The sequence below is a fragment of the Pseudomonas uvaldensis genome (assembly GCF_021271205.1).
Classification (GTDB): domain Bacteria; phylum Pseudomonadota; class Gammaproteobacteria; order Pseudomonadales; family Pseudomonadaceae; genus Aquipseudomonas; species Aquipseudomonas uvaldensis.
Genome location: NZ_JAIWKS010000004.1, coordinates 471,345 through 493,668 on the forward strand (window position 1 = coordinate 471,345; position 22,324 = coordinate 493,668).

A 22,324-nucleotide genomic window follows, 5' to 3' on the forward strand; every position below is an offset into this window, starting at 1 on the left:
GCCATGCGCGTTCTGATCATCGAAGACGAAGAGAAAACCGCCGATTACCTGCATCGCGGCCTGACGGAACAGGGTTACACCGTGGACGTGGCGCCTGACGGCGTCGAGGGCCTGCACCTGGCCCTGGAAAGCGAATACGCCGTGATCGTGCTCGACGTGATGCTGCCAGGCCTGGACGGGTTCGGCGTGCTGCGAGCCCTGCGAGCCCGCAAGCAGACGCCGGTGATCATGCTCACCGCGCGCGAACGGGTCGAGGATCGCATCAAGGGATTGCGCGACGGCGCCGACGATTACCTGGGCAAGCCGTTCTCCTTCCTCGAACTGGTGGCGCGCCTGCAAGCGCTGACCCGCCGCAGCGGCGGCCATGAACCGGTGCAGGTGAGCATCGCCGACCTGTGGATCGACCTGATCAGTCGCAAGGCCACCCGCGCAGGTCAGCGCCTGGACCTGACCGCCAAGGAGTTTTCCCTGCTCAGCGTATTGGCCCGCCGCCAGGGAGAAATCCTTTCGAAAACCGCCATTGCGGAGATGGTCTGGGACATTAATTTCGACAGCGACGCCAACGTGGTGGAAGTGGCGATCAAACGCTTGCGCGCCAAGCTCGACGGGCCGTTCGAACAGAAATTGCTGCACACCATTCGCGGGATGGGTTATGTCCTGGAAAATCGCGGTGAGTAACAGCATCGCGCTGCGGCTCAGTGGCCTGTTCACGCTGGTGGCGGCCCTGGTGTTCCTGCTGATCGGCGGCGCGTTGTATCAACAGGTCGAAACAGGCCTGGGCCTGTTGCCCGAAGCCGAGCTCGATGCCCGCTACAGCGTACTCGAATCCACCATCGGCCGTTACGGTACACCCGAGCACTGGGTGAAGATCAATAACAAGTTGCGATTGCTGGCGGAAGAAGACAAGCGCATTCACTTCTGGATCACCAGCGGCGATCCCCGCTTCGAATATGGCAATCCCGATCCACAGATACGGGCCGTTACTAACGGACCACCGGGCAAGCACGACCTGCAGTTGCCCGACCGGCACTCTCCGATGAAGGTGCTGGTGAGCCAGTTCCCGGCCAAGGACCAGCGACCGCCACTACGCTTCATGATCGGCATCGACACCGAGACGTTCTACCAGACCCAGCACCGTTTGCTGGTGGCACTGGTGAGCCTGGCGATTGTCGGCGTGTTGCTGGCCTCGGCGCTGGGTTATTGGGTGGCGCGGATCGGACTCAAGCCGCTGATCAAGCTGTCCGAGGAGGCCCGGCGCCTGGCCCCTCCACGCCTCTCCGGGCGCTTGCAGCTGTCGCCGCTGCCGCCGGAGCTCAACCAGTTCGTCAGTTCTTTCAACGCCACCCTCGACCGGGTCGAACAGGCTTATTCGCGACTGGAATCATTCAACGCCGACGTCGCCCATGAACTGCGCTCGCCCCTGACCAACCTGATCGGCCAGACCCAGGTGGCGCTGACCCGTGGGCGTTCGGCCGAGCATTACTTTGAAGTGTTGCAATCGAACCTCGAGGAGCTGGAGCGCCTGCGCTCGATCATCAATGACATGTTGTTCCTGGCCTGCGCCGACCAGGGCAGCAAGGCCACCAAGCTGACCAACGCGTCCCTGGCCGACGAAGTGGCCACTACCCTCGATTACCTGGACTTCATTCTCGAAGACGCCCAGGTCCAGGTCCGGGTCAGCGGCGATGCCCAGGCCAATATCGAAATTGCCCACCTGCGCCGGGCGCTGATCAACCTGTTGAGCAATGCCGTGCGGCACACTGCCCCGGGAGAGGTGATCGATGTGCGCATCGAAGCCCTCGGCGAGCAGATCACCCTCGCCGTCACCAACCCTGGCGAACCGATTGCCGGTGAACATCTGCCGCGCCTGTTCGAACGTTTCTATCGGGTCGACGCCTCCCGCAGCAACAGCGGCGCGAACCATGGGTTGGGGTTGGCCATCGTCAAGGCGATCGCGTTGATGCATGGCGGGGACGTGTTCGTGCGCAGCGACCGGGGCGCCAATACGTTCGGGATTCGCCTGCCGGCCTGACACTCTCCCAAAGGTCCCGGTTGCGTTCGAAGGTTGCCTTTTGCCCCATTGAATGCTGGGCGAAAGCCAACTCGATCAAAATCGCCGACCAGGCTCCGCCAATTCCCATGGGCTATTCCACGAACACCGATTGCCCGCTTACACCGATCCAAGCACAATCAGCAGAAGGCCAGTATCTGGTTCATTGCCCGTGCAATCCATTGGGAAGGATCCCTGCCACATGACCATGCAGACATTGGAACCATGAGCGCAAGCAGTGCGACACCCGGCAACACCCCGCCATCGAGACGTTCAGAAAGGGTACTCGTACTGGCCAGCTCATTGGTCGTCATCGCCATCCTCAGCATCGTCACATTCCTGCTGATCCGCGAACACGCCAGCGCCCAACAGGCGGCCACGCGTGCAGCGACCAATATCGTGCAACTGATCGATGCCGACGTGCTGCGTAACGTCGAGCTTTATGACCTGTCACTGCAAGGCTTGATCGCCACGGCAAAACGCGACGACCTGAAGGACGTTTCGCCAACGGTCCGCCACCTGGCTCTGTTCGACCGCGCCACCGCCGCGCCTTACAAGGGCGATATCCTGCTGCTCGACAAGCATGGCGATGTAATTGCCGATTCCGCCTCGGTCGAACCGCGTAAAGGCAACTACGCCGACCGGGAATATTTCCAATCCCATCTCCAGAACCCGAGCCTGGGCATGATGATCAGCCGCCCGTTCCGTTCCAGAAGTGCCGCCCACGATTGGCGCATCAGTTTCAGCTATCGGATGAATGACGAGCGAGGTGAGTTTATAGGCGTGGCCGAGGCCGCGATGCGCTTGAACTACTTCAGCCAACTATTCAAGAGCTTGAACATCGGCCATGGCGGTACGGTCAACCTGGTCAGTCGCGACGGCATCCTGCTGGCACAGGAGCCCGCCCTGGCCGAGGACATGATTGGCAAGGACTTCAGTAACCGGCCCAACTTCATGCGCATCCTGCGTGAAGGCAACGGAAGTTTCACCAGCGTATCCAGCATCGATCAGACGCAACGCCTGTACACTTTCTCTCAGGTGGGCGACCTGCCATTGATCGTCGTGGTGGCGCTTTCCGCCCAGGAAGTATTCGCGTCATGGCAACGCACTGCACTGCTGGTCAGCGGCGCCACGGGCGCGCTGTGTATCGGCTTGCTCTGGCTGACCTGGCTGCTGCGCCGCGAATTGCGCCGCCGCCACCGTGCCGAGCGAGAATTGGCTCACTTGGCATCCGTTGACGCACTGACCGGCCTGGCAAACCGCCGTGCCCTGGATGAAACCCTGCGACAGGAATGGTTGCGGGCCCAGCGTTCGGGCCAACCGCTGTCGGTATTGATGGTCGATGCAGACCATTTCAAGGCATTCAACGACCGCTATGGCCACCCACGCGGTGACGCGGCCTTGCGAGCCTTGGCCGAGGTCATCAACCGACACGTCCGCCGCCCCGCCGACCTGGCGGCTCGCTACGGGGGTGAGGAGTTCTCGGTGGTTCTTCCTGAGACGACTACCGCCGGTGCATTCGCCATGGCCCAACATATTCGCGAAGCGGTGGAGCAACTGCCAGCCACCATAGCCGGTGACACGCCGATGACTGTCAGCATTGGCATCGCGACCTGGGCACAGGGGCCCTATGGCGAAGTCCAACAACTGCTGCACGCTGCGGACAAAGCGCTGTACCAGGCCAAGGCAAGTGGGCGTAATCGGGTGGTTTGTGCAATGTGATGTTCCCCAGATCCCTGTGGGAGCAAAGCTTGCTCGCGATTGCAGTGTGTCAGCCAGTATCAATGCTACTGACCTGACGCCATCGCGAGCAGGCTCGCTCCCACAGGGGATCGCAGGTGGGTACAAGATTTGTGTTTACTGAAAATCTCTGTGGGAGCAAAGCTTGCTCGCGATTGCAGTGGGTCAGCCAATATCAATACTGCTGACCTGGCGCCATCGCGAGCAAGCTTTGCTCCTACAGGTGGTGTTCCCGAGTATTGCCGGGGAATAGGTCGGCTGTAAGGCCGCCTCGCTTTGGCTTTTGCTTTTGCTTTTGCTTTTGTTTTTGATCTTGGGCGCCCCGTTAACCACAAGGGCCAAACGCAGGCATTGTGTAGTGGGCATCCCGGCATGGATGCCGGGATAGCCGCGCTGGGCCATGGATGGCCCTTCGCGGCGGGCCCACGGAGCAATGCCGGAATGAGTGAACTGATTTGTAACCTATGTGGGTGAGTCATACCCGAAGCCTTTTTTGCTTACTTTTTTTGGCGTTTGAAAAAAAGTGAGTCGCCGTAAGGGCGAAACCGCCAGCCGCTGTTACCTAAGAAACGGATATACACACAAAAGCGGCCCATAAAAAAAGGCCACCCGAAGGCAGCCTTTAAAAACTAGAGAGGTTTTTTGCTTACACGGCCGCTACAGGGCGCATGTAAGAGATTGGTGCGGTGCTGGCATCTTCGAACGTCACGACTTCCCAAGCGTCTTTCTGCTCAATCAACTTGCGCAGCAGCTGGTTGTTCAGTGCATGGCCGGACTTGAAGCCCTTGAACTCACCAATCAGGCTATTGCCCAGCAGGTAGAGGTCGCCGATTGCATCGAGGATCTTGTGCTTGACGAATTCGTCTTCATAACGAAGGCCGTCTTCGTTCAACACGCCATCGGAATCGACCACGATCGCGTTTTCAACACTGCCGCCGAGTGCGAGGTTGTGCTTGCGCAGGTACTCGATGTCACTCATGAAACCAAAGGTACGGGCGCGGCTGACTTCTTTTACGAACGAAGTGCTGGAAAAATCCACGCTTGCACTCTGGGTGCGGTCACGGAAAACCGGGTGATCGAAATCGATCTCGAAGCTCACCTTGAAACCGTCGAAAGGGACAAAAGTGGCGCGCTTGTCGCCATCCTGTACTGTCACTTCCCGCAGGATGCGGATGAACTTCTTGGCCGCGTCCTGCTCTTCCAGGCCAGCCGATTGAATCAGGAATACGAAGGGTCCGGCGCTGCCATCCATGATCGGGACTTCGGACGCGGAGAGCTCGACGTAGGCGTTATCGATGCCCAGGCCAGCCATGGCCGAGAGCAAATGCTCCACCGTGTCCACTTTGGTGTCACCGTTGACCAGCGTGGTCGACATGGTGGTTTCACCAACATTTTCCGCGCGAGCAGGAATCTGCACCACAGGGTCGAGGTCGGCACGACAAAACACGATGCCGGTGTCGACAGGCGCTGGCTTGAGGGTCAGGTAGACCTTCTCGCCGGAGTGCAGGCCGACACCTGTGGCACGGATAATATTCTTCAGGGTGCGTTGTTTAATCATGGCATGGGCCGCTTCAGCGCAAATTGCGAACTGGTATCAACAAAGGCTGGCGATGATAGCAGACCAGACCTTTGCTGAACACCAATCACCCGAATACCCCTGATACATTTCATCAATCGGCCTGACGACGTAGGAATGCCGGGATGTCCAGGTAATCCAGATCGTCTTGCGGATTCATCTTCGCGGCAGTCGCAGCACCGGCCTGAGCCTGGTTGCGCATGACGGTCGGACGGTCCAGGTCGCGGTAGTTGACCGCAGGCTGTTCCTGACGAACGGGAGCTTGTTGCTGAGGCTGCGAGGCCATGGCGGTTTGAACGGTGTTGTCGATCACCTTCATCGGCTTCTCGATCTTTGCGCCCAGTCCGGTGGCAACCACGGTCACGTGCAGCTCGTCGCGCATGTCCGGATCGATCACGGTGCCGACCTTGACCATTGCGTGGTCGGAGGCAAACGCTTCGATGATGCTACCCACGTCGGAGTACTCGCCCAGGGACAGGTCCGGACCTGCGGTGATGTTCACCAGGATGCCGCGAGCACCTTGCAGGTTGACGTCTTCGAGCAACGGGTTGCGGATGGCCGCTTCGGTGGCTTCACGAGCACGGTTCGGACCGCTGGCGCAGCCAGTACCCATCATCGCCATGCCCATTTCGGACATCACGGTGCGTACGTCGGCGAAGTCGACGTTGATCATGCCCGGACGCTTGATGATGTCGGAGATACCGCGAACGGCACCGGCCAGTACGTCATCGGCCTTGGCGAAAGCCGACAGCAGGCTGGCGTCCTTACCGAGGATGGTCAGCAGCTTCTCGTTGGGGATGGTGATCAACGAGTCGACGCTGTCGCTCAGCGCGCGGATGCCTTCGTCGGCGATCTGCATGCGCTTGCGGCCTTCGAACGGGAACGGACGGGTCACCACCGCAACGGTGAGGATGCCCATTTCCTTGGCCACTTCGGCAATGATCGGCGCTGCACCGGTACCGGTACCGCCGCCCATGCCGGTGGTGATGAACACCATGTTGGTGCCGGCCAGGACTTCAGCGATGCGCTCGCGGTCTTCCAGGGCAGCCTGACGGCCAACCTCGGGATTCGCGCCGGCACCCAGGCCCTTGGTCACGCCGGTACCCAGTTGAAGGATGGTCCGCGCGCCGATGTTCTTCAGCGCCTGAGCATCGGTGTTGGCGCAAATGAACTCGACGCCTTCGATGTTGCTCTTGACCATGTGGTTGACAGCGTTGCCGCCGCCACCGCCGACACCGATCACCTTGATAACCGGGCTAGCGGGGATGTTGTCTACGAGTTCGAACATTTTCCCTCTCCTTACATTCTCTAGTTTTTTTTCGCCTACTGCGTTTGTTGCCGCCTTCCTGCACCAGGCTTGAAACCCGGTGCCTGAAGCTTTGAACCTGTATCAGAAATTGCCTTTGACCCATGCCTGGAGCCGCTCGAACAGCGGAGCCTTCGGCTCGTCGCTGCTGTAGCTGTCGCGGCTGCCTATCCCCGAGAACGAGATCCCGTCGGACTGTTTCTGCAAGCCGTACATCAACAGGCCCACGCCTGTGGAATAAATCGGGTTGCGCACCACGTCGTCCAGGCCCTTGATGCCATGGGGAACGCCCAGGCGCACCGGCATGTGGAATATTTCTTCGGCCAGCTCGACCGCGCCTTCCATCTTCGACGTACCACCGGTCAGCACGATGCCGGCCGGGATCAGGTCTTCGTAGCCGCTGCGACGCAGCTCGGCCTGGATCAAGGTGAACAACTCGTCGTAACGCGGCTCGACCACTTCGGCCAGGGCCTGGCGCGACAGCTCACGCGGCGGACGGTCGCCAACGCTGGGCACCTTGATGGTTTCACCGGCACCGGCCAGTTTCGCCAGGGCGCAGGCGTAGCGGATCTTGATTTCCTCGGCGTACTGGGTCGGGGTGCGCAATGCCATGGCGATGTCGTTGGTCACCTGGTCGCCGGCAATCGGGATCACCGCCGTGTGGCGGATGGCGCCCTCGGTGAAGATCGCGATGTCGGTGGTACCTCCACCGATGTCCACCAGGCATACGCCCAGTTCTTTCTCGTCGTCGGTCAGCACCGAGTAGGCCGAGGCCAGTTGTTCGAGGATGATGTCGTCGATTTCCAGGCCGCAGCGGCGCACGCATTTCTCGATGTTCTGCGCAGCGTTCACGGCGCAGGTCACCACGTGGACCTTGGCTTCCAAGCGCACACCGGACATGCCCAGGGGCTCGCGCACGCCTTCCTGGTTATCGATCACATAATCCTGCGGCAGGGTGTGCAGCACGCGCTGGTCGGCCGGGATCGCCACGGCCTGGGCCGCGTCGAGCACGCGCTCGAGGTCGGCGGAGCTGACTTCGCGATCACGGATCGCCACGATGCCGTGGGAGTTCAGGCTGCGGATGTGATTGCCCGCCACGCCGACGAACGCCGAGTGAATCCGGCAACCGGCCATCAATTGCGCTTCTTCGATGGCGCGCTGGATCGATTGCACGGTGGACTCGATGTTCACCACCACGCCTTTCTTCAAGCCGCGGGACGGGTGAGTACCGATCCCGACGATGACCAGCGTGCCGTCGTCCGCGACCTCACCTACCAGCGCAACCACCTTGGAAGTGCCGATATCCAGCCCGACGATCATTTTTCCGCTTTGCACGTTTGCCATGGGTCCTGCCTCTTCTTAATTCTTCGCGACGGCGGGTTCGGCCGTCGTGGGCGCTACAGGTTCCCGCCAGCCGACGGCCAAGCCGTTGGCGTAGCGCAGATCGATGCGCGCGATGTTCGTAATCTGTTCTTTGAGCGTCTTGTCATAGATGGCGATGAAGCGGCGCATCTTTTCCACCAGGTTGCCGCGACCGAGCAACAGCTCGATGCCCGGTCCCGAGCTACCCGCGCCAGTGGTCAGGAACCAGCTGCCGCGCTCGCGCAGTTCCAGGCGCGCGATGGAGAAGCCCAATGGCCGCAACATCTGGCTCAGCACCTGGTACTGCTGCATCACTTGCTGCTGGGCCCGCTGTGGACCGAACAGTTGTGGTAAATGTTCATAGTTGGCCAGTTCCCGCGGGGTAAACGCCTGGCCCTGGTTGTTCAGCAGCGACTCATCGCCCCAACGGGCCACCGGCAATTGCTCTTCCAGGCGAATCGACACCTGGTCAGGCCATACTCGACGGACCTCGGCGTGAGCAATCCAGGGCATCTGCTCCAGTTCCGTGCGCATGCCCGCCAGGTCGATGGTGAAGAAGCTGGACGCCACGAACGGGGCGATCCGCTGCTGCACCGCCTGCTGGCTGATATAGCTCAGGTCACCCTGAACGTTGATCCGCGCAATCGGCCGGTCCGCATAAGGCAATAACCGCTGGGCGCCTTCGTACGTACCGAACCCCACTGCCACCAGCATCACCGGCCAGAACAGGCTCTTGAGAAAACCAAAATTGGCTTTCGGCAGGCGCGCCGACATCGGCTCCTTGGCCACCATTCGGCTGGCACCCCGGGGCACCGGCTTGCGACCGGGTGCGGAGGGCTGATGACGAAGCGATGCGCCTTGCATGGCTTAACCTCTTGGCTCTTGAGAGCCGACACTGGCCGCCAGGATCGACAGCACCAGTTGCTGGAAATCCAGACCGGCGGCGCGGGCCGCCATCGGTACCAGGCTGTGATCGGTCATGCCCGGGGCGGTATTGACCTCCAGGAACCAGAACTGCCCGTCGGCGTCCTGCATCACGTCCGCCCTTGCCCAGCCGGCGATACCCAACGCCTCACAGGCCTTGGCCGTGAGGTCCATCAGTTCTTTTTCCTTGGTGCTGTCCAGGCCACAGGGGATCCGATACTGGGTATCGTTGGCCAGGTACTTGGCGTCGTAGTCGTAGAACGTGTGCGGGGTGCCCAGCGCAATCGGGGGCAACACCTGGTCACGCAGAATGGCGATGGTGAACTCTGGACCGGTGATCCACTGCTCGACCAACACTTGCGAATCATAGGAACTGGCGTCTTTCCATGCCGCGGTCAACTCAGGCAACGAATTCACTTTCGCCATGCCGATACTTGAACCTTCATGGGCCGGTTTGACGATCAAAGGGAAGCCCAGTTCCGTGGCCGCCGAAATACAATCGGCCTCGCTCGCCAGCACGGCATGACGCGGCGTCGGAATGCCAAGGCTATGCCAGACCTGCTTGGTGCGCAGCTTGTCCATCGCCAGGGCCGAGGCCAGGATGCCGCTACCGGTGTAAGGAATACCCAGGCATTCGAGCAGGCCCTGCATGCTGCCGTCTTCACCGCCGCGGCCGTGGAGAATGATGAACGCGCGGTCGATCTTTTCGCTCAGCAGGCGTTGCAGGAAGTCGTCGCCCACGTCGATGCCGAACGCATCGACACCAGCGCTTTGCAGGGCTTCGAGTACGGCTTTGCCGGACTTGAGGGAAACCTCGCGCTCGGCACTCTTGCCGCCGAACAGCACGGCGACACGGCCGAAGGCTTTCGGGTCAAGGGTCGAGACCAGGTTGGCGTAGGCAGCAGTCATTTCAGTTTCCCCTCGCTGGGCGCCACGATGGCCCCGGCGAATAACGGACTTTTCAACAGTTTCGGAGCGAGCCCGCCGATGTCGCCGGCGCCCTGGCACAGCAGGATGTCACCGGCGCGCAGCAGCGGCTTGACCAGCGGCGCCAGGTCCACACCGCGCTCGATGTAGATCGGGTCCAATTGGCCGCGTTGACGGATGCTGTGGCACAACTGGCGGCTGTCGGCACCGGGAATCGGCTCTTCGCCGGCCGGATAGACTTCCATCAACAGCAGCACGTTGGCATCGGCCAGCACCTGGACGAAATCGTCGTACAGGTCGCGGGTACGGCTGTAGCGGTGCGGCTGGTAGACCATCACCAGGCGCCGCTCCGGCCAGCCACCGCGCACGGCCTTGATCACCGCCGCGACTTCGGTCGGATGGTGGCCGTAGTCGTCCACCAGCATCACGTTGCCGCCATCCACCGGCAGTTCGCCATAGACCTGGAAGCGTCGGCCGACCCCCTGGAACCCCGACAGGCCCTGGACAATGGCTTCGTCGCTGACGCCTTCGTCGGTAGCGATGCAAATAGTCGCCAGCGCGTTCAGCACGTTGTGATTGCCCGGCATGTTCACCGACACATCCAATGGTTCGCGGTCGGGGCGCAGCACGGTGAAGAAGGTCTGCATGCCCTGCTGGCGTACATTGATGGCGCGTACGTCGGCTTCTTCGCCGAACCCATAGGTCACGGTCGGACGCTTGATCGATGGCAGAATCTCGCGCACCACCGGGTCGTCCAGGCACACCACCGCCAGCCCGTAGAACGGCAGGTTGTGGAGAAACTCGACGAAGGTTTTCTTCAGCTTGTTGAAGTCACCGTCGTAGGTCGCCATGTGGTCGGCATCGATATTGGTGACCACGGCCACCAGCGGTTGCAAGTGCAGGAAACTCGCATCGCTTTCGTCGGCTTCGGCGATGAGGTAGCGGCTGGTGCCCAACTGGGCATTGGTGCCCGCAGCATTGAGACGACCACCGATCACGAAAGTCGGGTCCAGGCCGCCGGCGGCGAACACCGAGGCGATCAGGCTGGTGGTGGTGGTCTTGCCATGGGTACCGGCCACGGCGATGCCGTGACGGTAGCGCATCAGCTCGGCCAGCATCTCGGCTCGCGGCACTACCGGAATGCGGCGCTCCAGGGCGGTAGCGACTTCCGGGTTGGACGTGTTCACAGCGCTGGAAACCACCAGTACATCAGCGTTGGCAGCGTTCTCGGCACGGTGACCGATGAAGATCTTCGCGCCGAACGATTCCAGGCGCTCGGTGACTGGAGATGCCTTCAGGTCAGAACCCGAGACCTGATAGCCCAGGTTCAGCAGCACTTCAGCGATCCCGCACATGCCCACGCCGCCAATACCGACGAAGTGGATGCGGCGAATACGGCGCATTTCCGGCTGCGGCATGGCTTTGCGATTCTCAACCATGGGCCACCTCCAGGCAGGTATCGACCACTTGGGCCGTAGCGTCGGGTTTGGCCAGGCGGCGGGCGGCGCGGGCCATGTCTTCAAGTCGTTGCGGCTGCATCAAAACCTCTGTCAGGCGGGCGGCGAGGTCCGCGGCGCCCGTCGTTCTTTGCGGCATCAGGAAGGCAGCGCCTTCGCGGGCCAAATAATCGGCGTTGCGGGTCTGGTGGTCGTCGATGGCATGGGGCAAAGGCACCAGCATCGAGGGCAGACCGGCGGCAGCCAGTTCACTGATGGTCAGCGCGCCTGCGCGACAGATCACCAGGTCGGCCCAGCCATAGGCTTGGGCCATGTCTTTGATGAAAGGCTGTACTTGCGCCTCGACGCCGACGGCGCGGTAGCGCTCGGCGGTCACTTCATCGTGGTTCTTGCCAGCCTGATGAAACACTTCCGGCCGCAGATCGGGGGCGACCTGCGACAAGGCTTCGGGCAGCAATTTGTTCAACGGCTCCGCTCCCAGGCTTCCGCCCAGGACCAGCAGACGTGCCTTGCGTCCGGCCAGGGCCGGGCGCGGTGTATCGAGAAACAGCTCGGTACGCACCGGATTACCGGTGGTGCGCCGGCTGCCCGACAGGGTAAAGGTGTCGGGAAAGGCTTCACAGACCCGGGCGGCCAACGGCACCAGTAACCGATTGGCGGTACCGGCCACGGCGTTCTGCTCATGAACGATCACCGGCACGCCGGCCAGTTTCGCCGCAACCCCGCCAGGACCGGTCACATAACCGCCAAACCCCACCACGCACACCGGCCGCAGCCGACGGATGATCGTCCGGGCCTGCCAAACCGACTTGAGCAACATCAGTGGCGCCTTGAGCAACGACAACTTGCCTTTGCCCCGCAGGCCGCTGGCCTCGATCCGGTGCAGTTCCAGGCCCGCGCCGGGCACCAGTTCGTTTTCGATACCCCGAGGCGTACCCAGCCAGTGCACGGTGTAGCCCCGTGCCTGGAACTCCCGGGCACAGGCCAGCGCCGGGAACACATGCCCGCCGGTGCCACCCGCCATGATCAGCACGTTAGCGCCCATGGATCGGCTCCTCGGCAAAGTCGCTCTCATGGAACTCCATCTCTTCGCTGCCCAGGTGGGTTCGACTCTCCCATTCGATGCGCAGCAACAAACCGAGGCAGGCACAGCAGATCACCAGGGAACTGCCGCCGTAACTGAGGAACGGCAACGTCAGCCCCTTGGTCGGCAGCAGGCCGACGTTCACGCCGATGTTGATCAGGAACTGGCCGATCCAAAGGAACGACAGGCCATACGCCACGTAGGCTGCGAAGAATTGCTTGGCCTTCTCCGCCCACAGACCGATGTACATGCCGCGCACGCAGACGAAGACGAACAGGGCCAGCGTGCACAACGACCCAACGACGCCAAGCTCTTCGGCCAACACCGAAAACACGAAGTCGGTGTGGGCTTCCGGCAGGTAGAACTGTTTCTGCACGCTGTTGCCCAGGCCGACACCCAGCCATTCGCCACGCCCGAACGCGATCAGTGCCTGGGTCAGTTGATAGCCGGAACCGAACTGGTCGGCCCACGGGTCGGTGAAAGTGATCAGGCGCGCCATCCGGTACGGTTGCGCCTGCACAAGCACGGTCACGGCCGCCACGGCCAGGGCCACCATCAGGATGAAGCGGAACAGCCCGACGCCGCCCAGGAACAGCATCGCCGCCGCCGCGCCCATCATTACCACCGTGGCGCCGAAGTCCGGCTCCATCAGCAACAGGCCCGCCATGGGCAGCAGGACGATGAACGGCTTGAAGAAGCCCATCCAGCTCTCGCGCACTTCCTTCTGGCGCCGCACCAGGTAGCCGGCCAGGAAGATCACCACGAAAACCTTGGCGATTTCCGAAGGCTGCACGTTGAAGAAGCTGAAGCCGATCCAGCGCATCGAGCCGTTCACTTCGCGACCGATACCCGGAACCAGCACCATGACCAACAGGCCGAAGGCACCGAGCAGCATCATCCAGCCCAGGCGTTGCCAGGTGGCGATCGGTATCATCATGGTGACAACACACGCACCCAGGCCGATCACCAGGTAAATCAGGTGTCGGATCATGTGATAAAGGGTGTTGCCCGACTGCACGGCCGCCACTTCCGACGACGCGGAGGTGATCATTACCAGGCCCAGGCCCAGCAGCGCCAGACATCCGGCAAGCATCGGGAAATCCAGGTCGATGCCACGTCCGGTGATCAACGGCGACGGGTACGGCTTGATGATATTCATGAGGCTCATGCCAAGTCCTCCGTCGCCCGAGCGAACAGCTGCCCGCGCTCTTCGTAGTTCTTGAACATGTCGAAGCTGGCACAGGCCGGCGACAACAGGACGGCATCGCCCGGTTGAGCCAGGGCGCGACATTGCTGCACGGCTTCGTCCAGCGAAGCCACGCGCACCAGCGGCACGGCATCGCCGAGCGCCTGGGCGATCAGTTCGCGGTCACGGCCCATCAGCACCACGGCGCGGCAGTTGGCCGCCACCGGACCACGCAGGTCCTTGAAGTCGGCGCCCTTGCCGTCGCCTCCGGCGATCAAAACGAGTTTGCCCTGAATATCCGCACCCAGGCCTTCGATGGCGGCCAGCGCGGCGCCGACATTGGTGGCCTTGGAATCGTTGTACCAGGCCACGCCATCGAGGTCGCGCACCCACTGGCAGCGGTGTTCAAGACCGGCGAAAGTACGCAGGGCCGAGAGCATGGCGTCGAACGGCAGGCCGACCGCATGCCCCAGGGCCAGGGCCGCCAGGGCATTGGCCTGGTTATGGGCACCGCGGATCTTCAACTCACGCACAGGCATCAGGTTCTGGAATTCGAAAGCCAGGTATTTTTCGCCGTTCTCTTCCCGCAACCCGAAGCCCTTGAAATCCGGTACGCCCAAGCCGAAGGACCAGCACGGCAGACCTTCGCTCAGCAACGGCCGGGTCAGGGCATCCTGACGGTTGAACACCACCTGCCGGGCGCCCCGGAAGATCCGGTGCTTGGCCAGGTGATAAGCCGGCAGGCCGCTGTAGCGGTCCATGTGGTCTTCGCTGATGTTGAGCACGGTCGCCACTTCGGCGCCCAGATGATCGGTGGTTTCAAGCTGGAAGCTGGACAGCTCCATCACATACAGCTCGACGTCGTCGCTGAGCAGGTCCAGTGCCGGAGTCCCCAGGTTGCCACCGACGGCAACCCGCTTACCCGCGGCCGCGGCCATCTCGCCCACCAGGGTGGTAACGGTGCTTTTCGCATTGGAACCGCTGATGGCAACGATCGGGGCCTTGGCGTTGCGGGCGAACAGCTCGACGTCACCGGACAATTTCACGCCGCGGGCCGCGGCCGCCTGCAGGGCCGGCGTCGCCAGGGCCAGGCCGGGGCTCACGTAGAGCTCATCGGCGCGGCACAGGAACTCGACGTCCAGCTCGCCACAACGCACGTCCACCTGCGGATAGTCGCGACGCAGCGTCGCAAGCTCAGGCGGATTTTCCCGCGTATCGGCCACGGCAAACGACACACCCCGGTTCGCCAGGAAGCGAACCAGGGACATGCCGCTCTTGCCGAGGCCGACAACGATGCGGAAGTGGTCAGAAGCGATCAGGGACACTCGTTCTACCTCAGCTTCAGGGTGGCAAGGCCGATCAGCACCAGAATCACGGTGATGATCCAGAATCGGACGATCACACGTGGCTCGGGCCAGCCCTTGAGTTCAAAGTGGTGGTGGATCGGCGCCATGCGGAATACGCGGCGGCCGGTCAATTTAAAGGAAGCAACCTGAATGACGACTGACAGGGTTTCCATCACGAACACGCCGCCCATGATGAACAGGACGATCTCCTGACGAACGATGACGGCGATGGTGCCCAGGGCCGCGCCCAGCGCCAGCGCCCCGACATCGCCCATGAAGACCTGCGCCGGGTAGGTGTTGAACCACAGGAACCCCAGGCCCGCGCCGATCAGTGCGCCGCAGAACACGATCAGCTCACCCGCGCCCGGCACGTAAGGGATCAGCAGGTACTCGGCGAACTTCACGTTACCCGACAGGTAGCAGAAGATCCCCAGTGCGCCGCCAACCATGACCGTCGGCATGATTGCCAGGCCATCGAGGCCGTCGGTGAGGTTGACTGCGTTGCTCGAACCGACGATCACCAGGTAGGTCAATACGATGAAGCCGGCGCCCAACGGGATGCTGTAGTCCTTGAGCATTGGCAGGATCAGGGTGGTCTCTACCGGCGAAGCAGCGGTCTTGTAGAGAAAGATCGCGGCACACAGGCCGAACACCGACTGCCAGAAGTATTTCCAGCGGCTCGGCAGACCTCGCGAATTCTTCTCGATGACCTTGCGGTAATCGTCAACCCAGCCGATGGCACCGAACAGCAGGGTCACCAGCAGCACGACCCAGACGTAGCGGTTCGCCAGATCGGCCCAGAGCAAAGTGCTGATGCCGATGGAAGACAGGATCAGTGCACCGCCCATGGTCGGGGTGCCGGACTTGGACAGATGCGACTGCGGGCCGTCATTACGCACTGCCTGGCCGATCTGCAGGTTCTGCAGGGTACGAATCATCCACGGGCCCAGGAACAGCGACAACGACAACGCGGTCAGCACACCCAGGATCCCGCGCAGGGTCAGGTACTGGAAGACCGCGAAGCCTTTGTGGAACTGTTGCAGGTACTCCGCTAGCAGCAGCAGCATTAATGTGTCTCCGTACGGGTGCCGCACAGCGCCGCGACGATGTTTTCCATCGCTGCGCTACGAGAGCCCTTGATCAATAAAGTGGTGTTCGGGTCTTGCTCGGCACCCAGGGCCTGGATCAGCTCGGCCTGAGTGGTGAAATGCTGGGCGTGCTCGCCGAACGCGGCGACGGCATGAGCCATCATCGGGCCGACGGCATACAGCGCGTCGACCTTGCCACGGGCATAGGCCCCGACGTCGTGATGCCCCTGTTGCGCCCACTCGCCCAGCTCGCCGATGTCCCCAAGGACCAGCACAGTCCGACCGGAAAAGCCGGCCAGGATATCCACCGCTGCGCACATGGAAGTCGGGTTGGCGTTGTACGTGTCGTCGATCACCCGCATGCCGTTGGTGGCCAGCTGGGCAACACTGCGTCCCTTGACCGGTTGCACCGCGTTCAGCCCGGCGACGATGTTGGCCAACGACACGCCCAGTGCGTGGGCGGCAGCCGCTGCGGCCAGGGCATTGGCGACGTTATGGGTGCCGAGCAGGTTCAATTGGACCCGCTCCGCACCGTCCGGGCTGTGCAGATTGAACGCCGGGCAACCGCGGGCATCGCGATCCAGGTCGCTGGCGTAGAAATTCGCGGCGAGATTGCTCAGGGCGAAGGTCAACACCTTGCGCTCGCCCGCCCGGGCCTTCCAGATATCGAATGCCTTGTCGTCGAGATTCAGCACGGCGATGCCATCGGCATCCAGCCCCTCGATGATCTCGCCCTTGGCCTCGACGATTTTTTCCGGTCCGCCGAACTCGCCGACGTGGGCGGTGCCGGCGTTGTTGAGCACAGCTACGTGAGGTTTGGTCAGGCCCACGGTGTAGGCGATCTCGCCGAGCCGCGACGCACCGAGTTCAATAACGGCAGCGGTGTGTTCCGCAGCCAGCTCCAACAAAGTCAGCGGCACGCCGAGGTCGTTGTTCAGGTTGCCACGGGTTGCCAGAACCGGACCGCGGGTGCGCAGGATGCTGGCGAGCATTTCCTTGACGGTGGTCTTGCCACTGGAGCCGGTGATCGCGGCGACCGGCTTGTCGAACGCCGCACGATTCAATGCGCCCAGCCGGCCGAGGGCCTGGCGGGTGTCATTGACCAGCAACTGCGGCAACGTGCTGTTGCTCACTTCCCGCTCGACCAGCGCAGCGACCGCGCCTTTGGCGGCCACTTCGTTGAGGTAATCGTGGCCATCAAAACGCGGCCCGGCCAGGGCGACGAATAATTGACCCGCAGAAATGGCCCGGCTGTCGATGCTGACCCCGTCGAAACTGGCGTCAGCCGCAACGAGGCGCGCATTCAGGGCGTTGCTCAGCTCGCTGAGTTTCAAGGCCTTAAGCATGAGCCACCTCCCACGCGGTCAGGGCATGATCGGCTTCCACCAGGTCGGAGAACGCATGGCGTTCGCCGTTGATCTCTTGATAGTCCTCGTGGCCCTTGCCAGCCAGGACGATGACATCGTCGGCCGATGCGCCGGCGATCAGCTGGGCAATCGCCTGGCCGCGACCAGCCACGAACGTCACGTTCTCCACGTCGGAGAAACCGGCGCGGATATCGTCGAAAATCCGCAGCGGATCTTCGGTGCGCGGATTGTCGTCGGTGACCAGCACACCGTCGGCCAAGCGCTCCACCACCTCGGCCATGAGCGGACGCTTGCCACGATCGCGATCGCCACCGCAGCCGAACAGGCACAGCAGCTTGCCCTTGGCATGGGGCCGAAGGGCCAACAGGACTTTTTCCAGGGCATCCGGGGTATGGGCGTAATCGACGACCACCAGCGGTTGAGTCCCGCCGCCCAGGCGCTGCATGCGGCCGGACGGACCTTCGAGCTTCGGCAGGACCTTGAGGATTTCATCCAGCGGATAATCCAGGCCGAGCAAGGCGCCGATGGCAGCCAACACGTTGCTCAGGTTGAAGCGGCCCAGCAAAGTGCTGCGCAGATGGTGTTCGCCCTGGGGGGTGACCAGCGTGGCGCGCACGCCTTCGTCATCGAATTGCGCCTGGCGTACATAAAGGTAGGCACTGGCATCTTCCAGGCTGTAGGTGATCAACCGGGACTCACGTTTATCGGCGGCCAATCGCCGGCCGAATTCGTCATCGAGGTTGATGACCCTGCACTTCAAGTCATTCCAGGCAAACAGCTTGGCCTTGGCTTCGCCATAAGCCTGCATGGTGCCGTGATAATCCAGGTGGTCGCGGGACAGGTTAGTCAACACGGCGACATCGAACGCCAGCGCGCTCACGCGCCCCTGGTCCAGGCCGTGGGAGGAAACTTCCATTGCAACGGCCTTGGCACCGGCCTTCTTCAGATCGGCCAGGGTCGCCTGAACGGCAATCGGGTTCGGCGTCGTGTGCGAGCCGCTTTCCAGCGCGCCATGAAAACCGTTGCCCAGCGTCCCGACAATGCCGCAGTGCTGGCCCAACAGGTCCAATGCCTGGGCCACAAGCTGGGTGACACTGGTCTTGCCGTTGGTGCCGGTCACGCCAATCAGGTTCAGGTGGCGACTCGGCTCGCCATAGAAACGCCCGGCAATGTCCGACAACTGCGCCGCAAGCCCCTTGACCGGAATCAGCGGAACATCGGTGATCGGCAACACGGTTGCGCCTTCCACCTCATAGGCCACGGCGGCCGCGCCGCGCTGCAAGGCGTCGGCGATGTGGGCACGGCCATCGAAGCGGCCACCCGGCACGGCCAGGAACAGATCCCCGGCGCGCACATTGCGACTGTCGAGGGCCAGCTCGCGAATCAGCAGATCGTGACCGGCGTGGGCGAATATCTTGTTCAGGCTCAGGGACATCAGCCACGCCCTCCATCGGCTTTCAAGGGGACGACCGGTGCGGTGCTCGCCTGTTGGGTCGGCGGCAGGTTATCCGGCGTAATGTTCATCAGGCGCAGGGTGCCGGACATGACCTTGCTGAAGACCGGCGCCGATACCAGGCCACCGAAATAGCCAGCCTTGCTCGGTTCGTCGATGACCACCACGATGGCGTAGCGCGGATCGCTCATCGGACCGAAGCCGGCAAACAGCGAACGATAGGAATTCTCGGCGTAGCCCTTGGTGCCCACGGAGGTCTTGCGGGCCGTACCCGACTTGCCCGCGACGTGATAGGCCGGCACCTGGGCGCGATAAACCCCACGCGGCGCCTCGATCACCTGCTGCAGCATGCCCTGCATGGTCTTGGCGACATTCTCCGGTATTACTTGGGTCGTCTGCGGCGGTTTGTCGGTTTTGATCAGGGTCAGCGGTGCAATACGACCGTTGTTCGCCAACGCCGAAAACGCGTGTACCAGCTGGATCGCCGTCACGGAAACACCGTAGCCGTAGGACAGCGTGGCCGTTTCAGCCTTGCGCCATTCCCTGTAGTTCGGCAGATTGCCAACCCGCTCGCCCGGGAACCCCAGGCCGGTGTCCTGGCCGAGGCCGATCTTCTGGGCCAGTCGGTAGATCGTTTCGCCGCCGATGTCGAAGGCGATCTTGCTCATGCCGACGTTACTGGAATTGATCAGAATACCGGTCAGGTCGAGCACCGGCCCTTCGGTCTTGGAGACGTCACGAATGGTGTATTTGCCGATCTGCAAAGTCCCCGGATACACCTCGACCGTGTCGCTCGGCTTCCAGCGTCCGGTCTCCAGGGCGGCAGCCATGGACACGGCCTTCATGGTGGAACCGGGCTCGAACACATCGATCATTGCACGGTTACGCATCATCGCCGGTTGCAGGTTGCGACGGTTGTTCGGGTTGTAGGTCGGCTGGTTGACCATGGCGAGGATTTCGCCAGTCTTCACGTCCATGATCACCAGGCTGCCAGCCTTCGCACCGTTCTCGACGATGGCATTGCGCAACTCGCGGTTGGCCAGGTACTGCAGGCGTAGATCAATGGACAACGCCAAGGGCTTTCCGGCCTTGGCGTTTTTGGTGACCTGGACATCCTTGATCAGCCTGCCGCGCCGATCCTTGATGACTTGTCGCTTACCGGCGACCCCGGCGAGCCATTCGTCGTAGGCCAGTTCGACGCCTTCCCTGCCTCGATCGTCAATGTCGGTAAACCCGACCATGTGGGCCGTGACCTCTCCCGCCGGATAGAAACGCCGGAATTCCTCGATGCCATAGACGCCGGGCACCTTCAGGTCGAGCACGCTCTGGCCCTGTTCCGGCGTCAGGCCGCGAACCAGATAGATGAATTCCTTATTGGCCTGAGCTTCGAGGCGCTCGGCCAACGCCTTGGGATCCTGTCCGAGGGCGGCCGCCAAGGCGGGCCACTTGTCCTTGGCCAACTGCATTTCCTTGGCGTTGGCCCACAAAGTGGTCACCGGTGTACTCACGGCCAGGGGTTCACCATTGCGGTCGGTGATCAGGCCACGGTGAGCCGGAATCGGAATATGACGCACACTGCGGGCGTCGCCTTGCCCCTTGAGGAAATCACGGTCGACGACCTGCAGGTCGATGATACGCCACGAAATAGCAGCCACCATGATCCCGAGCAATCCAAGGACCAGACGGAACCGCCACGGGAACAGTGCCCCTTCGAGCTTCATCATGGCGCCACCATCTGCACTTCGGCAGCGCCCGGGATGCGCATTTTCAGTTGTTCGGTGGCCAGCACTTCGATACGACTGTGGGCCGTCCAGGTGCTCTGCTCCAGGATCAGCCGGCCCCATTCGGCCTGCGCCTTGTCGCGCACGCTCAGCTCGTTGTAAAGGGTATTGAGCAACTGCCGGTTCCAGTGGGCGCTGTAAGACACGGCGATAGCCGACACGAGCACGCCGATAAACAGCAACAGCATAAAAAAGCTGCCGCCTGGCAGGGGCTTGGCGAAGAGCCGGCTCACCGCAACTTCTCCGCGACACGCATGACCGCGCTACGGGCGCGCGGATTGGCCTTGAGTTCAGCCTCGGAGGCGAACTGTGCCTTGCCGTGGATCTTGATCTTCGGTACGAAGGCTTCGAACCGCACCGGCAGGTTACGCGGCAGGTTATCGGCTTCCCCCTTGGTCAGCTTGCGCATGAACAGCTTGACGATACGGTCTTCCAGGGAATGGAAGCTGATCACCACCAGGCGACCGCCGATCTCCAGCGCGTCGAGCGCTGCTTCGAGGCCGGTTTCGAGATCGCCCAGTTCGTTATTGACGTGGATACGCAGCCCTTGGAAAGCACGGGTCGCAGGGTTCTTGCCCTTTTCCCATGCCGGGTTGGCGACTTTCAGCACCTCGGCCAGGTCGCCGGTGCGCTCGAATGGCTTGACGTCACGACGCTCGACCACGGCGCGCGCCATGCGCCCGGAGAAACGTTCTTCACCGTATTCCTTGAATACACGGGCAATTTCTTCCACCGGGGCGGTGTTGACGAACTCGGCCGCACTGATACCACGGGACGGGTCCATGCGCATATCCAGCGGGCCATCGTTGAGAAAACTGAAACCACGCTCAGGGTCGTCCAGTTGCGGCGAAGACACGCCCAGGTCGAGCAGGACACCACTGATCTTGCCGGCCAGGCCACGCTCGGCGACTTCAGAACCCAGCTCTGCAAAGCTGCGCTGCACAACGACAAAGCGGCCGTCTTCGGCCGCCAGCGCTTGCCCGGTGGCAATCGCTTGAGGATCCTTGTCGAACCCCAGCAGCCGGCCGTCCGGACCGAGCTGGCTGAGGATGAGCCGGCTGTGGCCGCCGCGCCCGAACGTGCCGTCCAGATAGCAGCCATCAGGACGTACGGCGAGTGCCTCGACGGCCTCGTCAAGCAGTACGGTGATGTGTTTGAAGCCGCTATCAATAGTCACAGGATCAGATCACGCAGTTCATCGGGCATGGCACCCGGTTGTTGAATAGCAGCCAGGTCCGCGGCGGAAACCGCATTCCAGGCATCTTCGTCCCACAGCTGGAACTTGTTCAGTTGGCCCACCAGCATCGCGCGCTTGTCCAGCTTCGCGTACTCGCGCAGGCGCGGCGGAACCAGAAAACGGCCACTGCCGTCGAGCTCCAGGTCAACGGCATTACCGATCAGCAGACGTTGCAAACGACGGTTTTCTTCTCGTAGCGAAGGCAGCGCGCGCAGTTTGGTTTCGATGATCTCCCACTCATCGAGCGGGTAAACACACAGGCATGGGTCAACGGCATCGATTGTGACGATTAATTGACCGGAACTACGCGAAACGAGCTCGTCACGATACCGGCTCGGCATAGCGAGACGGCCCTTAGCATCGAGACTGATGGCGTTAGCTCCGCGAAACACGTCAGCGTTTCTCCAAAATTTAGCGTTTTACGCTCAAAAAACCCACTT

General features: G+C 62.0%; 19 protein-coding genes. 3 read left to right on the forward strand and 16 right to left on the reverse strand.

All coding sequences use genetic code 11. The annotated features are described in order from the left end of the window. Positions 1-3: 3 nt before the first annotated feature. The 3 genes from LCU97_RS11815 (at position 4) to LCU97_RS11825 (ending at position 3,772) form a co-directional block, all read left to right on the forward strand. On the forward strand, positions 4-678 hold the full coding sequence (locus tag LCU97_RS11815; RefSeq protein WP_053146635.1) for a heavy metal response regulator transcription factor: 675 nt from the start codon (positions 4-6) through the stop codon (positions 676-678). Then, positions 653-2,032 (forward strand): heavy metal sensor histidine kinase, encoded by a 1,380-nt coding sequence (locus LCU97_RS11820; protein WP_232776487.1) that lies wholly within the window; start codon positions 653-655, stop codon positions 2,030-2,032. Before LCU97_RS11815 ends, LCU97_RS11820 begins: the two co-directional genes overlap by 26 nt. A 243-nt stretch (positions 2,033-2,275) precedes the next feature. Continuing rightward, positions 2,276-3,772 (forward strand): sensor domain-containing diguanylate cyclase, encoded by a 1,497-nt coding sequence (locus tag LCU97_RS11825; protein ID WP_053146631.1) that lies wholly within the window; start codon positions 2,276-2,278, stop codon positions 3,770-3,772. A gap of 664 nt (positions 3,773-4,436) precedes the next feature. Here LCU97_RS11825 and lpxC read toward each other — a convergent pair. The 16 genes from lpxC to mraZ form a co-directional block, all read right to left on the reverse strand. Then, on the reverse strand, positions 4,437-5,348 hold the full coding sequence (gene lpxC / locus LCU97_RS11830) for a UDP-3-O-acyl-N-acetylglucosamine deacetylase (protein WP_053149734.1): 912 nt from the start codon (positions 5,346-5,348) through the stop codon (positions 4,437-4,439). Between the two features lie 112 nt (positions 5,349-5,460). Next, a complete protein-coding gene (ftsZ, locus tag LCU97_RS11835; protein WP_053149736.1) occupies positions 5,461-6,654 on the reverse strand; it encodes a cell division protein FtsZ in 1,194 nt (397 codons plus the stop codon). Positions 6,655-6,756: 102 nt separating this feature from the next. Further along, complete coding sequence (ftsA, locus tag LCU97_RS11840; RefSeq protein WP_053149737.1) at positions 6,757-8,016, reverse strand: cell division protein FtsA; 1,260 nt, start codon at positions 8,014-8,016, stop codon at positions 6,757-6,759. Between the two features lie 15 nt (positions 8,017-8,031). Beyond that, a complete protein-coding gene (locus LCU97_RS11845) occupies positions 8,032-8,898 on the reverse strand; it encodes a cell division protein FtsQ/DivIB (protein ID WP_053149740.1) in 867 nt (288 codons plus the stop codon). Between the two features lie 3 nt (positions 8,899-8,901). Then, positions 8,902-9,867 (reverse strand): D-alanine--D-alanine ligase, encoded by a 966-nt coding sequence (locus tag LCU97_RS11850; protein WP_053149742.1) that lies wholly within the window; start codon positions 9,865-9,867, stop codon positions 8,902-8,904. Next, positions 9,864-11,324, reverse strand: a complete 1,461-nt coding sequence (gene murC / locus LCU97_RS11855; RefSeq protein WP_232776488.1) for a UDP-N-acetylmuramate--L-alanine ligase — start codon at positions 11,322-11,324, stop codon at positions 9,864-9,866. The genes LCU97_RS11850 and murC overlap by 4 nt, the downstream gene beginning before the upstream one ends. Beyond that, entirely contained in the window at positions 11,317-12,387 is a 1,071-nt protein-coding gene (murG, locus tag LCU97_RS11860; protein ID WP_053149745.1) for an undecaprenyldiphospho-muramoylpentapeptide beta-N-acetylglucosaminyltransferase, read from the reverse strand. Before murG ends, murC begins: the two co-directional genes overlap by 8 nt. After that, complete coding sequence (gene ftsW / locus LCU97_RS11865; protein WP_232776489.1) at positions 12,377-13,594, reverse strand: putative lipid II flippase FtsW; 1,218 nt, start codon at positions 13,592-13,594, stop codon at positions 12,377-12,379. Before ftsW ends, murG begins: the two co-directional genes overlap by 11 nt. Continuing rightward, a complete protein-coding gene (murD, locus tag LCU97_RS11870; RefSeq protein WP_053146428.1) occupies positions 13,591-14,937 on the reverse strand; it encodes a UDP-N-acetylmuramoyl-L-alanine--D-glutamate ligase in 1,347 nt (448 codons plus the stop codon). Before murD ends, ftsW begins: the two co-directional genes overlap by 4 nt. A gap of 5 nt (positions 14,938-14,942) precedes the next feature. Then, a complete protein-coding gene (mraY, locus tag LCU97_RS11875; protein WP_053146432.1) occupies positions 14,943-16,025 on the reverse strand; it encodes a phospho-N-acetylmuramoyl-pentapeptide-transferase in 1,083 nt (360 codons plus the stop codon). Further along, entirely contained in the window at positions 16,025-17,392 is a 1,368-nt protein-coding gene (locus LCU97_RS11880; protein ID WP_053146435.1) for a UDP-N-acetylmuramoyl-tripeptide--D-alanyl-D-alanine ligase, read from the reverse strand. Before LCU97_RS11880 ends, mraY begins: the two co-directional genes overlap by 1 nt. Next, positions 17,385-18,848, reverse strand: a complete 1,464-nt coding sequence (locus tag LCU97_RS11885) for a UDP-N-acetylmuramoyl-L-alanyl-D-glutamate--2,6-diaminopimelate ligase (protein WP_053146438.1) — start codon at positions 18,846-18,848, stop codon at positions 17,385-17,387. Before LCU97_RS11885 ends, LCU97_RS11880 begins: the two co-directional genes overlap by 8 nt. After that, positions 18,848-20,587, reverse strand: a complete 1,740-nt coding sequence (locus tag LCU97_RS11890) for a peptidoglycan D,D-transpeptidase FtsI family protein (protein ID WP_172679573.1) — start codon at positions 20,585-20,587, stop codon at positions 18,848-18,850. Before LCU97_RS11890 ends, LCU97_RS11885 begins: the two co-directional genes overlap by 1 nt. Then, the gene (gene ftsL, locus LCU97_RS11895) at positions 20,587-20,880 is read right to left on the reverse strand and encodes a cell division protein FtsL (RefSeq protein ID WP_053146444.1); all 294 of its coding nucleotides are present in this window, start codon (positions 20,878-20,880) and stop codon (positions 20,587-20,589) included. Before ftsL ends, LCU97_RS11890 begins: the two co-directional genes overlap by 1 nt. Continuing rightward, on the reverse strand, positions 20,877-21,824 hold the full coding sequence (rsmH, locus tag LCU97_RS11900) for a 16S rRNA (cytosine(1402)-N(4))-methyltransferase RsmH (RefSeq protein ID WP_408636377.1): 948 nt from the start codon (positions 21,822-21,824) through the stop codon (positions 20,877-20,879). The genes ftsL and rsmH overlap by 4 nt, the downstream gene beginning before the upstream one ends. Continuing rightward, entirely contained in the window at positions 21,821-22,276 is a 456-nt protein-coding gene (gene mraZ, locus LCU97_RS11905; RefSeq protein WP_003205355.1) for a division/cell wall cluster transcriptional repressor MraZ, read from the reverse strand. The genes rsmH and mraZ overlap by 4 nt, the downstream gene beginning before the upstream one ends. Positions 22,277-22,324 lie beyond the last annotated feature (48 nt).

Bases quoted from the DNA above. Each gene is read 5' to 3' on its own strand.
- LCU97_RS11815 (WP_053146635.1), top strand. From the start codon at position 4: ATGCGCGTTCTGATCATCGAAGACGAAGAGAAAACCGCCGATTACCTG.
- LCU97_RS11820 (WP_232776487.1), top strand. From the start codon at position 653: ATGTCCTGGAAAATCGCGGTGAGTAACAGCATCGCGCTGCGGCTCAGT.
- LCU97_RS11825 (WP_053146631.1), top strand. From the start codon at position 2,276: ATGAGCGCAAGCAGTGCGACACCCGGCAACACCCCGCCATCGAGACGT.
- lpxC (WP_053149734.1), bottom strand. From the start codon at position 5,348: ATGATTAAACAACGCACCCTGAAGAATATTATCCGTGCCACAGGTGTC.
- ftsZ (WP_053149736.1), bottom strand. From the start codon at position 6,654: ATGTTCGAACTCGTAGACAACATCCCCGCTAGCCCGGTTATCAAGGTG.
- ftsA (WP_053149737.1), bottom strand. From the start codon at position 8,016: ATGGCAAACGTGCAAAGCGGAAAAATGATCGTCGGGCTGGATATCGGC.
- LCU97_RS11845 (WP_053149740.1), bottom strand. From the start codon at position 8,898: ATGCAAGGCGCATCGCTTCGTCATCAGCCCTCCGCACCCGGTCGCAAG.
- LCU97_RS11850 (WP_053149742.1), bottom strand. From the start codon at position 9,867: ATGACTGCTGCCTACGCCAACCTGGTCTCGACCCTTGACCCGAAAGCC.
- murC (WP_232776488.1), bottom strand. From the start codon at position 11,324: ATGGTTGAGAATCGCAAAGCCATGCCGCAGCCGGAAATGCGCCGTATT.
- murG (WP_053149745.1), bottom strand. From the start codon at position 12,387: ATGGGCGCTAACGTGCTGATCATGGCGGGTGGCACCGGCGGGCATGTG.
- ftsW (WP_232776489.1), bottom strand. From the start codon at position 13,594: ATGAGCCTCATGAATATCATCAAGCCGTACCCGTCGCCGTTGATCACC.
- mraY (WP_053146432.1), bottom strand. From the start codon at position 16,025: ATGCTGCTGCTGCTAGCGGAGTACCTGCAACAGTTCCACAAAGGCTTC.
- LCU97_RS11880 (WP_053146435.1), bottom strand. From the start codon at position 17,392: ATGCTTAAGGCCTTGAAACTCAGCGAGCTGAGCAACGCCCTGAATGCG.
- LCU97_RS11885 (WP_053146438.1), bottom strand. From the start codon at position 18,848: ATGTCCCTGAGCCTGAACAAGATATTCGCCCACGCCGGTCACGATCTG.
- LCU97_RS11890 (WP_172679573.1), bottom strand. From the start codon at position 20,587: ATGAAGCTCGAAGGGGCACTGTTCCCGTGGCGGTTCCGTCTGGTCCTT.